Origin of the sequence: Kitasatospora sp. NPDC091207, assembly GCF_044768625.1 — a bacterium.
Taxonomy (GTDB): Bacteria; Actinomycetota; Actinomycetes; order Streptomycetales; family Streptomycetaceae; genus Kitasatospora.
Map to the genome: position 1 here is coordinate 66,803 of NZ_JBIVVS010000002.1, position 11,856 is coordinate 78,658.

13 protein-coding genes are annotated in these 11,856 nt (G+C 74.6%); 8 read left to right on the forward strand and 5 right to left on the reverse strand.

All coding sequences use genetic code 11. The features are described from left to right. The first annotated feature begins 138 nt into the window (after window positions 1-138). Together ACIQTO_RS04915 and ACIQTO_RS04920 are read left to right on the forward strand one after the other, a co-directional pair. On the forward strand, window positions 139-552 hold the full coding sequence (locus tag ACIQTO_RS04915; RefSeq protein WP_402382957.1) for a hypothetical protein: 414 nt from the start codon (window positions 139-141) through the stop codon (window positions 550-552). Beyond that, entirely contained in the window at window positions 549-2,807 is a 2,259-nt protein-coding gene (locus tag ACIQTO_RS04920) for a tetratricopeptide repeat protein (RefSeq protein ID WP_402382960.1), read from the forward strand. Before ACIQTO_RS04915 ends, ACIQTO_RS04920 begins: the two co-directional genes overlap by 4 nt. Window positions 2,808-2,839: 32 nt before the next feature. Here ACIQTO_RS04920 and ACIQTO_RS04925 read toward each other — a convergent pair whose 3' ends face one another. Together ACIQTO_RS04925 and ACIQTO_RS04930 are read right to left on the reverse strand one after the other, a co-directional pair. After that, window positions 2,840-3,757: a cation diffusion facilitator family transporter gene (locus tag ACIQTO_RS04925; protein ID WP_402382963.1), complete on the reverse strand. Its 918-nt coding sequence runs from the start codon at window positions 3,755-3,757 to the stop codon at window positions 2,840-2,842. A gap of 1 nt (window position 3,758) precedes the next feature. Continuing rightward, window positions 3,759-4,040, reverse strand: coding sequence for an ArsR/SmtB family transcription factor (locus tag ACIQTO_RS04930; RefSeq protein WP_402384217.1), 282 nt, complete (start codon window positions 4,038-4,040; stop codon window positions 3,759-3,761). A gap of 264 nt (window positions 4,041-4,304) precedes the next feature. Here ACIQTO_RS04930 and ACIQTO_RS04935 point away from each other — a divergent pair, with 264 nt between their 5' ends. Then, window positions 4,305-4,724: a TOBE domain-containing protein gene (locus ACIQTO_RS04935; RefSeq protein WP_402382966.1), complete on the forward strand. Its 420-nt coding sequence runs from the start codon at window positions 4,305-4,307 to the stop codon at window positions 4,722-4,724. 123 nt (window positions 4,725-4,847) lie between these two features. On the opposite strand, the gene ACIQTO_RS04940 is transcribed toward ACIQTO_RS04935, so the two are convergent. Then, complete coding sequence (locus ACIQTO_RS04940; RefSeq protein WP_402382969.1) at window positions 4,848-5,297, reverse strand: molybdopterin-dependent oxidoreductase; 450 nt, start codon at window positions 5,295-5,297, stop codon at window positions 4,848-4,850. 489 nt (window positions 5,298-5,786) lie between these two features. Between ACIQTO_RS04940 and ACIQTO_RS04945 the strand changes: the two genes are divergently transcribed. From ACIQTO_RS04945 to ACIQTO_RS04955, 3 genes are all read left to right on the forward strand, one after another. Then, a complete protein-coding gene (locus tag ACIQTO_RS04945) occupies window positions 5,787-7,340 on the forward strand; it encodes a PucR family transcriptional regulator (RefSeq protein WP_402382972.1) in 1,554 nt (517 codons plus the stop codon). A gap of 181 nt (window positions 7,341-7,521) precedes the next feature. After that, on the forward strand, window positions 7,522-7,899 hold the full coding sequence (locus tag ACIQTO_RS04950) for a YciI family protein (protein ID WP_402382975.1): 378 nt from the start codon (window positions 7,522-7,524) through the stop codon (window positions 7,897-7,899). Between the two features lie 94 nt (window positions 7,900-7,993). Continuing rightward, a complete protein-coding gene (locus tag ACIQTO_RS04955) occupies window positions 7,994-9,268 on the forward strand; it encodes an RNA polymerase sigma factor (RefSeq protein WP_402382976.1) in 1,275 nt (424 codons plus the stop codon). Here ACIQTO_RS04955 and ACIQTO_RS04960 read toward each other — a convergent pair. Continuing rightward, window positions 9,234-9,701: a MarR family winged helix-turn-helix transcriptional regulator gene (locus ACIQTO_RS04960; RefSeq protein WP_402384219.1), complete on the reverse strand. Its 468-nt coding sequence runs from the start codon at window positions 9,699-9,701 to the stop codon at window positions 9,234-9,236. The genes ACIQTO_RS04955 and ACIQTO_RS04960 overlap by 35 nt on opposite strands. A gap of 153 nt (window positions 9,702-9,854) precedes the next feature. Between ACIQTO_RS04960 and ACIQTO_RS04965 the strand changes: the two genes are divergently transcribed. Continuing rightward, complete coding sequence (locus ACIQTO_RS04965) at window positions 9,855-10,637, forward strand: dioxygenase (protein ID WP_402382978.1); 783 nt, start codon at window positions 9,855-9,857, stop codon at window positions 10,635-10,637. A 179-nt stretch (window positions 10,638-10,816) separates the two neighbouring features. Beyond that, window positions 10,817-11,395 carry a maleylpyruvate isomerase N-terminal domain-containing protein gene (locus ACIQTO_RS04970; RefSeq protein ID WP_402382981.1) on the forward strand — a complete coding sequence of 193 codons (579 nt, stop codon included), beginning with the start codon at window positions 10,817-10,819 and terminating at the stop codon, window positions 11,393-11,395. A gap of 45 nt (window positions 11,396-11,440) precedes the next feature. Here ACIQTO_RS04970 and ACIQTO_RS04975 read toward each other — a convergent pair whose 3' ends face one another. Beyond that, a complete protein-coding gene (locus ACIQTO_RS04975) occupies window positions 11,441-11,821 on the reverse strand; it encodes a VOC family protein (RefSeq protein ID WP_402382983.1) in 381 nt (126 codons plus the stop codon). Window positions 11,822-11,856 lie beyond the last annotated feature (35 nt).

An 11,856-nucleotide genomic window follows, 5' to 3' on the forward strand; every position in this document is an offset into this window, starting at 1 on the left:
ATCACCCGACCGCACCCCGGCCGGGCAACAGAACGGCACCAAGGCCGCTCTCCCGCCGTGGAGTTGACGGCGGAAGTCGCTAGAGTCCGTGCATCGCCGTCGCCGAACCGGCGACGGCCGGGGCGAGGGGGTGGGCGGATGTCATCGGCCGCAACACGGTGGACGGTCGCGGTACTCGGGTCGGTGGTCGCCTTCGGGGCGCTGTTGGGGGTCGGGCGGCTCGCCGACTTCGGGTGGCTGCCGGACGGGGACGCCGGGTGGGGCGTCCTGAGCGCGCTGGCGGCGGTCGGCGCGGCCGGAGTCCTGGCCGCGCTGGGGTGGTGGGCGAGCCAGACGACGCCGAGCCCTCCTCCAGCGCCCGCGCGGACGGTGGACCAGCAGGCGGCGGCCACCGACCGGGCGCAGGTCGAGCAGGTTGGGGGCAACCGCTCCGCGCCGGGCGCCGGCGGCCCGTCGGGCACCGGCGGTGCCCCGCCCACCACCGTCCGGCAGCACGCCACCGCGAGCGGGGACGCCCGGATCGTGCAGGCGGGCGGTGACCAGCACCAGTGAACAAGGAGGACCCCGACCCCGGCGGCGTCGAACAGCAGGCCACCGCCTCCGGCTCAAGCCGGGTGAACCAGGCCGGGCGCGACCAGTACTTCGGCGGCGTGCACCACCACCATCCCGCCCCACCGGCCGCCGCGGTGAACAACTCGATGAGCGGCGGCGTCGTCAACGGCCTTGTGATCATGGCGCACACCGTCAATGGCGTGCTCCCGGTGGAGACTCCGCCCGCCCGACCCGCCCAGGCGGTGTTCGGTGTGATCCCGCCACCGGCGAGCGCCTTCCAGCCGCGCACCGCCATCCGCGCCGCCATCGACCGGGCCCGGAGCGTGGGCGACACCGTCGTGCTGACCCAACGCACCTCCGGCCTCACCCAGTTGCTCTCCGGCGGCGGCGGGGTCGGCAAGAGCCAGCTGGCCGCCTTCTACGCCCGCGAAGCCGTGGCGGACGGCACGGAGGTGGTGCTCTGGGCCGACGCCACCGAACCCGCGACCGTGACCACCCTCTACGCCCGCGCGGCCGCCGCCGTCGGCGCCCCGGGCGTGAGCGGTGCCCCGACCGCGACCGAGCAGAACGCGGCCTGCTTCCTCACCTGGCTCACCACGACCGACCGCAGCTGGCTCGTCGTCCTCGACAACGTCACCGACTTCACCGACGCCGCCCTGTGGCCGGCCGCCTCCCGGCACGGCACGGGCCGCGTCCTGGCCACCACCCGGCTCCGCACCGCCGCCGGCGGCGCGGGCGGGCGCACCCTCGTCGACGTCGACCGCTACACGCCCGACGAGTCCGCCGCCTACCTGCGCGAGCGCCTCGCCCCGGCCCTCCTGGACGACCGCGCCGCCGAACTCGCCGACGCACTCGGCCATCTGCCGCTGGCCCTCGGGCACGCCGCCGCCTACGTGCTCAACAGGCGTTGCACCACCGGCGAATACCTGGACCTCTTCAACCAGCGCGACCGCACCCTCGACGCCCTGCTCCCCCGGGACGCCGACACCGAGCACTACGGCCGCCCGGTCGCCGCCGCCCTGCTCCTCGCCCTCGACGCCGCCCAGCAGACGGAGCCGGTCGGCCTCGCCGTCCCCGCGATGCGCCTCGCCGCCCTCCTCGACCCGGCCGGGCACCCGCGAGAGTTCTGGACGACGGCCGCCGTCACCCGGTACCTCGGTGAGCAGCGGGCCGGGGCCGAACCCGGCGGGTGGTGGTCACGGCTGCGGAGACGCCGGACCGCAGCCCCGGCCGTCAGCCCGGAGGACGCCCTCGCCGCGCTCGCCGTCCTGCACAACTTCAACCTGCTGACCGACGCCGGCCCGGGCAGCGGCCCACGCGCCGTCACCATCCACGCCCTCACGGCCCGGGCGGCGTACGACACCACACCGGAGGACCGGCGGCCGTACCTCACCGCCGCCGACGCGCTCCTCGCCCTGTGGCCCGAACACGACCACACCGCCCGGGAGCTGACCGCGGCCCTGCGCACGGGCGGGGAGGCGGTGGTCCATCTCGCGGACGACCGGCTGTGGACCTCAGGTGGTGGGCACGGGCTCATCGCCCGAACAGGCACAAGCCTCCTGGATGCCGGCCTACACACTGCCGCCGTCGACCACTGGCACCGCACCGCTGCCCGGGCCGAGGCCGTCCTCGGTCCCCTGCACCGCAGCTCTCTGAGCGCCCGCGCCAACCTCGCCAGCTCCTATGCCGAGGCCGGACGTACCGACGACGCCATCACCATCAACGAGCAGGTCGTCGCCGCCCGCGAACGCACCCTCGCCCCCGACCACCCCCACACCCTCACCACCCGCGCCAACCTCGCAGCCTGCTACTGGCAGGTCGGACGCACCGACGACGCCATCACCATCAACGAACAGGTCGTCGCCGCCCGCGAACGCACCCTCGCCCCCGACCACCCCCACACCCTCACCACCCGCGCCAACCTCGCAGCCTGCTATTGGCAGGTCGGACGCACCGACGACGCCATCACCATCAACGAACAGGTCGTCGCGGACAGCGAACGCATCCTCGGCCCCGACCACCCCGACACCCTCAACGCCCGCGCCAACCTCGCCAGCTCCTACCTGCAAGCCGGACGCACCGACGACGCCATCACCATCAACGAACAGGTCGTCGCGGACAGCGAACGCGTCCTCGGCCCCGACCACCCCCACACCCTGACCGTGCGCGACAACCTCGCCATCGCACGGCGCGGCGGGATCTCCCGGCAGGACGACCACACCACCCCCGACACACCGCCGCCCGCCCCGGCGTGAGGGACGCCGGGGCGGGCGGCCCCTGCTGCACCTCAGGCGTGCGCCGCCTCCCCGCACACCCGGCGCCCGCCCGGCTCCACCTGGAGCGTCGCGTGGGCGATGCCGAAGTGGTCGGCGACGCAGCGGCGCAGGCGGGTGAGGAGGTCGGCGGCCGGGGTGTCGTCGGCGACCACGTGGGCGCTCAGGACGGGCATGCCGGAGGTGATCGTCCAGGCGTGCAGGTCGTGGACCTCGCGGACGCCGTCCTCGGCCAGCAGGTGGGTGCGGAGTTCGGCGAGGTCGACACCCTCGGGAGTGGCCTCCAGCAGGACGCGCAGGGCGTCGCGGCCCAGCAGGTAGGCGCGCGGCAGGATCATCACGCCGATGAGCAGCGAGGCGATCGGGTCGGCGTACTGCCAGCCGGTGAGCTGGATGGCGACGGCGGCCGCGATGGCGGCGACCGAGCCGAGGGCGTCGCCGAGCACCTCCAGGTAGGCGCCGCGCAGGTTGAGGCTGTGCTCCTTGCCGCCGCGCAGCAGCACGACGCCGACCAGGTTGGCGGCGAGGCCGATGAGCGCGACGGTCAGCATCAGGCCGCCCTGGACCTCGACGGGCTCGCCGAACCGGCGGACGGCGCCGTAGGCGACCCAGGCGAAGACGCCGATCAGCAGGACGGCGTTGGCGAGGGCGGCCAGGATCTCCAGCCGGTAGTGGCCGAAGGTGCGGCGCAGGGTGGGCGAGCGCTGGGCGATCTGGACGGCGAGCAGGGCGAGCGTGACGCCGGAGAGGTCGGTGAGCATGTGCCCGGAGTCGGCGAGCAGGGCGAGGCTGCCGGAGAGCAGCCCGCCGATGACCTGCAGGACCAGCACGGCGGCGGTGACGGCGATGGTGAGCAGCATCCGGCGGCGGTAGGCGCCGCTGACGGTGGCCGGGGCGGCGGCAGAGGGGGCGGGGCCGTGGTGCGCACCCATGTCAGTGCTCCTCTCGGGCGGGGTCGTGCGGCAGGACGGCGGCGAGCAGGTCCCGCAGGGCGTGGGCGAGGCGGTCGTCGGCCAGGTGGTAGCGGGTGCGGCGGCCCTCGGGGACGGTCCGCACCAGGCCGCAGTCGCGCAGGCAGGCGAGGTGGTTGGAAACGTTGGCCCTGGTCAGGCCCAGCTCCTCGGCGAGGTCGGCCGGGTAGTGCGGGGCGGCGAGCAGGGCGAGCAGGATCCGGCGCCGGCTGGTGTCGGCGAGGGCCTTGCCGACCCGTTCCATGGCCGCCTCCTGCGCCTCGGCGGGCAGGTGCGGGTTGCGGGGGTTCGCGGCGATCGGTTCCATGCCCTCAACAGTACAGTGATGGCTGAATTCAGCAAGGGATGAACTGTCTGCAGGGCGGATGCGAGCCCGTCGGGCCACTCGCCCTGGCAGCTGCGACGGGGCATCAGACCATTCCTGACCTGCGGTTTTCCTGCCGCTAGGGTGGGTGGCGGCACGATCGGAAACCCTCATTTCCCTGATCGAAAGTACGAGGCACCCCTCATGAGCCTGAGCATCCGCAACCAGCTGCCCGGCACCGTCACCGCCGTCACCACCGGCGAGGTCATGGCCACCGTGAAGGTCCGGCTCACCTCGGGGCAGGAACTCACCGCGGCGGTCACCGTGGACGCCGTCAAGGACCTCGGCCTCAGCGCCGGCAGCACCGTCCGGGCCCTGGTCAAGTCGACCGAGGTGTCACTGGCCACCGGACCGGTCGCCGGGCTGAGCATCCGCAACCAGATCCCGGGCACGGTGGCCGAGGTGGCCACCGGCGGGGCGATGGCCGGAGTGAAGGTCGAGGTCGCGGACGGCGAGCTGACCGCCGCGATCACCGCCGACGCGGCCGCCGACCTGGGCCTGGCGGCCGGCTCGACGGTCGTCGCGCTGATCAAGTCGACCGAGGTCTCGCTCGCCACCGCCTGAGGCCGCGAACGGGCCGGCGACACCCGCCGGCCCCACCCCCGGCCCCGACCCCGGACCGGGTCCGAACGGCCCAGCGCCCCCGGCTCAGTCCGGCGACCCGGTCCCCCGGCTCAACCCGTCGGCTCAGCCCGTCGGCTCGTCCAGCGGGCCGAGCCAGACGGCCGTGACGCCACTGACGTAACGGGCGCCGCAGTGGTCGTCCGGGACGACCAGCTGCGGCCCCGTCTCGTCCAGCGGGGTGCCGTCCATGCTGGTGGCGAGCAGCATCCGCCGGCCGCCGAACTCGGGGTCGATCTCGGCCCAGGAGACGACCGCGCGGTGGCCGTCGGCGCCGCTGACCGAGAGCAGGAAGCGCAGCCGTTGCTTGCGGCCGGTGAAATCGATCCGGGGGCCGGCGGCACGCAGCACGTCCCAGAGGGCGGGGCCCTCGTAGCCGTGCCGCTGCTCGCCCTCGGAGAGGCAGTCGAAGCGCACCCGGACACGGTGCGCGGGCAGGGCCCGCAGTTCCTCGACGGTCAGTTCGACGGGCCGGTCCAGGTGACCGTGCAGCCGGACCTTCGCGGACCCTCCCATGGCTCACGCTCCTCCCGGGCCGCGCCGGTGCACTCCGGTGCGCCCCGGGAGGAAACGTACCCGCGCGGACATCACCGCACTCGCAGATGCGGCCGTGAAAGCAAGAATTCAGTCGCATCTGCGATGGAATGGCACACTTTCAGATGGCATCCGCCGCCTGCGTGACGACCCCGGAGGCGGCCCGGGAGCCCCCGGGGGGGGCGAGACCCGGGGGCCGGGCCCCGTCGCCGTACGCGACGGGGGCTCCGCGCCGAGGGGCGCGCCGGAGGAGACACTGCGGCGCGCCCCGCACCGATTGAACCAGCGCGGCAATGGGGCGGACGACTGGTTCCGAGCACCATCCGCAGGGGTCCGCGCTGGAGGATCCACCAAGAGGGATTACCGGCCTTCTGGCTTGCATTTACGATGCCGGTGCACGGTCCAACCTTGCAGGTGCGAGCCATCTGCCGGGTGCGAGCTGCCGACCGCGCACTGCACGAGGAGCGAGAGATGATCGTCGGAGACCTGCTGGACCTGGACGACCTGGCCATCCGGTTGGCCTGGGGCACACCCGAGCTGCTCGCCCGCCAGGTCGCCGGGATCAGCTCCACCGACCTTCAGGACCCGGCCCGCTACCTCCAGCCCGGCGAACTGGTCCTGACCGGCCTGGTCTGGTGGCAGCCCGCCGACGGGTCGGGCGCGCTGCGCTTCGCCACCGCGCTGCGCAGCGCGGGCGTCGCCGCGCTGCTGGCCGGCGAGGGCACCCACGGCAGCGTCCCGGACAGCCTGGTGGACGCCTGCCGCACGCACGGCATCCCACTGCTGGCCGTCCCCGCCGGGGTCAGCTTCCGTGCCGTCACCGACCGCGTCTACCTGCGGCTCTGGGGGGACCTCCGGGCCGGCGCACAGGACGCGGCCGCGATACCGGACACCGTCCGGCGCGAACTCGCCGAACTGATGCACGCGGGCACCGCGCCCGGGGAGGTGCTGGCGCACGCGGTGGGCCGGCTCGGCGTGCCGGACTGCTCCCTCGTCACGGTCGGCGGGCGGCAGGTCGCCACCACCGCCGTGCCGGTGCCGCCCGCCGCCGGCCGGGGCGACGGCGGACTGGCGGTCGGCCCGCAGGACGGTTCGCCGTTCGACGGGTGGCGGCTGCGCCCGCACCTGCGCGAGGCGTCGGCCGAGCCGCTGCTCCAGGGGCTGGCCGAGCTGCTCGCCCCGCTGGCGGCCCGGGCCCACGCCGAGGCGGCCACCCGGCGGCGGGCGGGCGGGCAGTTGCTCGCCGCCCTGGCCGGGGACGGGCCCGCCGACCTCGCGGAACCGCTCGCCGCCTGCGGGCTGGCGCCGGTCGGCCCTCCGACGGGCCCCGGCCCGCAGACCGGCACCGGCGCCCAGGCCCTGGTCGCGGTGGCCGCGCGGATCGACCACGGCCCCGCCGGCGGGGTGCGGGGCGACGACACCCCGGCCGGGTGGGCGGCGCACGCCCTCGCCGAGGCACTGGACCCGCTGGCCGCCCCGTACACCGCCGGGACGGACCCGGCCGGGCGGGCGGCCGCACTGGTCGCGGCACCCACCGAGGCGGTCGCCGAACGGCTGCGCAAGGCCCGGCCCGCACTCCAGACCCGCCTCACCGGGCGCCGGACCCTGCGGATCGGGGTCGGCCCGGCCGCGCCGCCCGCCGCCGAACCGCTGCGAGCGGCACTGGTGCAGGCCCGCTACCTGCTGGACGGCTCGGCCGGGCCGGTCGCCAGCACCGCGGAGCTGGACTCGCTGGCCGGCCTGCTGCGCGGCATCCCGCCGGAGGTCACCGCCGCGTTCCACGCCCGGCTGCTGGCGCCGCTCACCGCCCACGACCGGGAGAACGGCGTCTCGCTGCTGGGCACCCTCGCGGTCTTCCTGGACCACGACGGGTCCTGGTCCCGCACCGCCGAGTCGCTGCACATCCACGTCAACACCGTCCACTACCGGATCCGCCGCATCGAGGAGCTGACCGGCCGCAACCTCGCCCGCCTCCAGGACCGCCTCGACCTGCGCACCGCCCTGCTCTGCACCCCGGCCCGCTGAGCCGCGAGGTGCACCCCGCCGGGCCGGTGCACCCCGCCGGGACCGGGCCGGCGCCCGCTGCGGTGGCCGCCCCCGGAATCTCCCGAAAGAATTCCGGGGCGGCTGTCGAAACGGCCGCTCCCCGTTCGACGCAGGGGTGAGAGGCGGGGAACAGCCCCGTTCTCCCGACCGAGGAGTCACCATGCCGCGCTTTATGTCGCTCATCCGTATCAACGAGCAGGACGCCCCGGACATGCAGTCGGCGGGCCCGGAGTTCGAGCAGCGGATGGGAGCCCTGTTCGAGGAGATCACCAAGGCCGGGGTGATGCTGGACACCGCCGGGCTGCTGCCGACCGCCGAGGGCACCCGGATCACCTGGGAGGGCGGGCAGCTGAGCCTCGTCGACGGGCCGTTCACCGAGACCAAGGAGGTCGTCGGCGGCTACGCCATCATGCAGTGCAAGGACCGGGCCGAGGCCGTGGAGTGGACCAAGCGGTTCCTGGAGATCCACCCGGTGAGCTGGACGGTCGGCGCCGAGCTGCGCCAGATCGACGGGAACGCCACCCCGCCGGAGGCCTGATACCCGGGGCTCTGTTCACCGGAGCTCCGATCCCCGACACCCGCCCGGCCGCCCCGGCCGCGTTTGCCCCGATCCCGTACGGCTGCTCTGATGGGTGGCCGTGACGGAGAGCAACGCGACCGCGGCGGTCGAGGCCGTGTTCAGGATCGAGTCCGCGCGGATCATCGCCGGCGTCACCCGCATCGTGCGGGACGTCGGCATCGCCGAGGAACTCGCCCAGGACGCGCTGGTCGCGGCGCTGGAGCAGTGGCCCGGGCAGGGCGTCCCGGACCGGCCGGGCGCCTGGCTGATGACCACCGCCAAACACCGCGCGATCGACCTGGTCCGCCGCAAGGAGACCTACGCGCGCAAGCTCGCCGAGGTCGGCCGGACCCTGGAGGACGTGCCGCCGCCGGAGCCGGCCGAACCGGACGACATCGACGACGACCTGCTGCGGCTGATCTTCACCGCCTGTCACCCCGTGCTGTCGGCGAAGGCGCGGATCGCGCTCACCCTGCGGCTGCTGGGCGGGCTCACCACCCAGGAGATCGCCCGGGCGTTCCTCACCACCGAGCCGGCCGTCGCCCAGCGGATCGTCCGGGCCAAGCGGACGCTCGCCACGGCGCGGGTGCCCTTCGAGGTGCCCTACGGCGAGGACCGGTCGGCCCGGCTCTCCTCCGTCCTGGAGGTCGTCTACCTGATCTTCAACGAGGGCTACGCGGCCACGGCCGGCGACGACCTGCTCCGGCCGGCGCTCTGTGAGGACGCGCTGCGGCTGGCCCGGGTGCTCGCCGGGCTGGCCCCGCGGGAGCCCGAGGTGCACGGCCTGGCCGCCCTGCTGGAGTTCCAGGCCTCCCGGACGGCCGCCCGCACCGGGCCCGACGGGCAGCCGGTGCTGCTGGCCGACCAGAACCGGGCCCGCTGGGACCGGCTGCTGATCCGGCGCGGCTTCGCGGCACTGCGGCTGGCCGGCACCGGCCCGTACTCGTTGCAGGCCGCGATCGCCGCCTGCCATGCCCGGGCGGTGCGCTACCAGGACACCGACTGGGCGATGATCGCCACGCTGTACGCGCGGCTGGCGGCGCTGACGCCGTCCCCGGTGGTGGAGCTGAACCGGGCGGTGGCCGTCTCGATGGCCGAGGGACCGGCGGCCGCCCTGGAGTTGGTGGACGCGCTGGCGGCGGAGCCGGCCCTGCGGACGTACCACCTGCTGCCGAGCGTGCGCGGCGACCTGCTGGCACGGCTCGGGCGGACGGCGGAGGCCCGGACGGAGTTCGAACGGGCGGCGGCACTGGCCCGGAACGCGCGGGAGCGCGAGCTGCTGCTGGACCGGGCCGCGGCCGCCGGTGCCCCCGCTACGCCCCGTCGTCGAGGCGCAGCCGGGCACTGACCTCGCCGAGGCCCTCGGCCAGGACGGTGAGCTGCTCGCGGGAGAGCACGTCGATCAGCAGCTCGCGGACCAGGGCGACGTGGCCGGGCGCCGCCTGGCGCAGCATGTCGCGGCCCTGCTCGGTGAGTTCGGCGAAGACCCCGCGCACGTCGCTCGGGCAGGAGCGGCGGCCGACCAGGCCCATCCGCTCCAGCTGGGTGACCTGGTAGGTCAGTCCGCTCTTGGAGGTGACCAGCTTGTCCGCCAGTTCCGTCATCCGCAGCGAGCCGGCCGGGGCGGCGGAGAGGTGGACCAGGATCTCGTACTGGGTGTGCGAGAGGCCCGAGTCCTCCTTGAGCTGGCGTTCCAGCCGGCGGTTCAGGAGGTTGCTCGCGGTGACGAAGCCCCGCCAGGCGGCCATCTCGTCGTGGTCCAGCCAGCGCGGGTCGTTCATGGAGGCCATGGGAGGAAGCGTACTCCTGTTGTTCAAATTCGAACCAGGGTGTACGGTCGATGTGTCGAGGTTCAAAATTGAACTACTTTGGAAGCGCGTGGGCCGCCCGGCCGCACCGGACGCGCCGATCGAACGGAAGCGGGAGAAGCCGTCATGAGCACCGCCACCCCCGGGCGCATGCCCGCCCTCTACCTCTCGCACGGCGCGCCGCCGCTGGCCGACGACGCGCTCTGGCCCGGCCAGCTGGCCGCCTGGTCCGCCGACCTGCCCCGCCCCACGGCCATCCTGATGGTCTCCGCCCACTGGGAGGAGGCACCACTGGCCCTCGGCGCCGTCACCACCGTGCCGCTGGTCTACGACTTCTGGGGCTTCCCCGAGCACTACTACCGGGTCCAGTACGCCGCCCCCGGCGCCCCCGCGCTCGCCGAGCGGGTCCGCAAACTGCTGCGCGCCCCCGGCACGCCCGTCCAGGACATCCCGGACCGCGGCCTGGACCACGGCGCCTACGTCCCGCTGGTGGAGATGTTCCCCGAGGCGGACATCCCCGTCCTCCAGGTCTCCATGCCCACCCTGGACCCGCAGCGGCTGCTGGAGATCGGCCGCCGGCTCGCCCCGCTGCGCGACGAGGGTGTACTGATCGTCGGCAGCGGCTTCTTCACCCACAACCTGCGGGCGCTCAGCTCCGACGGCCGGATCAGCTCGGTGATGGCCGAGTTCGACGACTGGGGCCGCCGCGCCCTGGACGCCGAGGACCTGGACGCGCTGCTCGACTTCGAGGAGAAGGCCCCCGCCGGGCGGCTCGCCCACCCGCGCACCGAGCACTTCGCCCCGCTGTTCGTCACCCTCGGCGCCGGCGAGGCCGACCTGGGCCACCAGCGCAGTGTGATCGACGGCTTCTGGATGGGCCTGGCGAAGCGCTCCATCCAGCTGGGGTAGCGGGCGCGCCCCGGCGAGCCCCGGCCGGGCACCCGGGTCACGGCCGCCGCCGCGGGCGTGACCCGACTCCGCCGCCGGTCTTCGCCCACCTGACCCCGCGCCACCGAGCCCGGGCCCTCGCCGTCGCCCTCGCCCACGGGACCGGACTCGTCGCGCCGGGCGGGTGAGAAACTGCCGTCATGAACGGTGACGACGTCCGGGCCGCGCTCGACGAACTGCTGCGCACCCTGGGCCCGTACGGCGGCGACGACCGGGCCTGGGCGGCGCCGGCCGGGCCGCTGGAGTGGAGCTGCCGGGAGACGGCCGCCCACATCGCGCACGACCTGCTCGCCTACGCCGGCCAGCTCGCCGCCCGGCCCACCGACGGCTATCTGCCACTCGACCTCACCGTGCGGGCCGATGCCGGGCCCGGCGAGATCCTGACGGTGGTGACGGCCTGCGGGCAGTTGCTGGCCACCGCGCTGGATGCCGCGCCGCCCGACCTGCGGGCCTGGCACCACGGGCCCTGCGACCCGTCCGGCTTCGCCGCGATGGGGGTGGCCGAGACCCTGCTGCACACCCACGACATCACCCTCGGCCTCGGCCTGCGCCGGCAACCGCCCGCCGGGCTCTGCGCGGCGGTCCTGGAACGACTCTTCCCCGACGCCCCGGCCGACGAGCCCGCGGCCGTACTGCTCTGGTGCACCGGCCGGGGCGAACTGAACGGCCGCCCACGCAGGGCCTCATGGACCTGGCAGGCGGCCGTACCCGACGGGTGACCGACGGGTGACCGACGGGTGACCGACGGGTGGGGACCCCACTGTTCAGGAGGTGGCGATCCGCTCGGCGGCGCTGCGCTCGACGCAGAACTCGTTTCCCTCGATGTCCGCCATGGTCACCCAGCCCTTGCCGTCCGGGGTCCGGTGGTCGCCCAGGACGGTGGCGCCCAGCGCCAGCAGGCGCTCCACCTCCTCGTCCCGGGTGCGGTCCTGCGGCTGGATGTCCAGGTGGACGCGGTTCTTCGCCGCCTTGCCCTCGGGCACCTGGATGAACAGCAGCGCGGCGCCCGGCGACTCCACCAGGGCCTCCTGGTCCCCCGGGTTGTCGTCCTCGCTCACCGTGCTGTCCAGCACCTTCGCCCAGAACTCGGCGAGTTCGAAGGGGGCGGCGCAGTCGATCGTCACATGTCGTACCAGAGAAGCCATGAGAGCCACTCTGGGCTGCGCCTTTGCCCCCCGTC

Excerpts from the sequence above, each read along its gene's own strand:
- ACIQTO_RS04930 (WP_402384217.1), bottom strand. The coding sequence starts at position 4,040 with ATGGAACGGGTCGGCAAGGCCCTCGCCGACACCAGCCGGCGCCGGATC.
- ACIQTO_RS04915 (WP_402382957.1), top strand. The coding sequence starts at position 139 with ATGTCATCGGCCGCAACACGGTGGACGGTCGCGGTACTCGGGTCGGTG.
- ACIQTO_RS04945 (WP_402382972.1), top strand. The coding sequence starts at position 5,787 with ATGATCGTCGGAGACCTGCTGGACCTGGACGACCTGGCCATCCGGTTG.
- ACIQTO_RS04935 (WP_402382966.1), top strand. The coding sequence starts at position 4,305 with ATGAGCCTGAGCATCCGCAACCAGCTGCCCGGCACCGTCACCGCCGTC.
- ACIQTO_RS04940 (WP_402382969.1), bottom strand. The coding sequence starts at position 5,297 with ATGGGAGGGTCCGCGAAGGTCCGGCTGCACGGTCACCTGGACCGGCCC.
- ACIQTO_RS04925 (WP_402382963.1), bottom strand. The coding sequence starts at position 3,757 with ATGGGTGCGCACCACGGCCCCGCCCCCTCTGCCGCCGCCCCGGCCACC.
- ACIQTO_RS04960 (WP_402384219.1), bottom strand. The coding sequence starts at position 9,701 with ATGAACGACCCGCGCTGGCTGGACCACGACGAGATGGCCGCCTGGCGG.
- ACIQTO_RS04975 (WP_402382983.1), bottom strand. The coding sequence starts at position 11,821 with ATGGCTTCTCTGGTACGACATGTGACGATCGACTGCGCCGCCCCCTTC.
- ACIQTO_RS04970 (WP_402382981.1), top strand. The coding sequence starts at position 10,817 with ATGAACGGTGACGACGTCCGGGCCGCGCTCGACGAACTGCTGCGCACC.
- ACIQTO_RS04965 (WP_402382978.1), top strand. The coding sequence starts at position 9,855 with ATGAGCACCGCCACCCCCGGGCGCATGCCCGCCCTCTACCTCTCGCAC.
- ACIQTO_RS04950 (WP_402382975.1), top strand. The coding sequence starts at position 7,522 with ATGCCGCGCTTTATGTCGCTCATCCGTATCAACGAGCAGGACGCCCCG.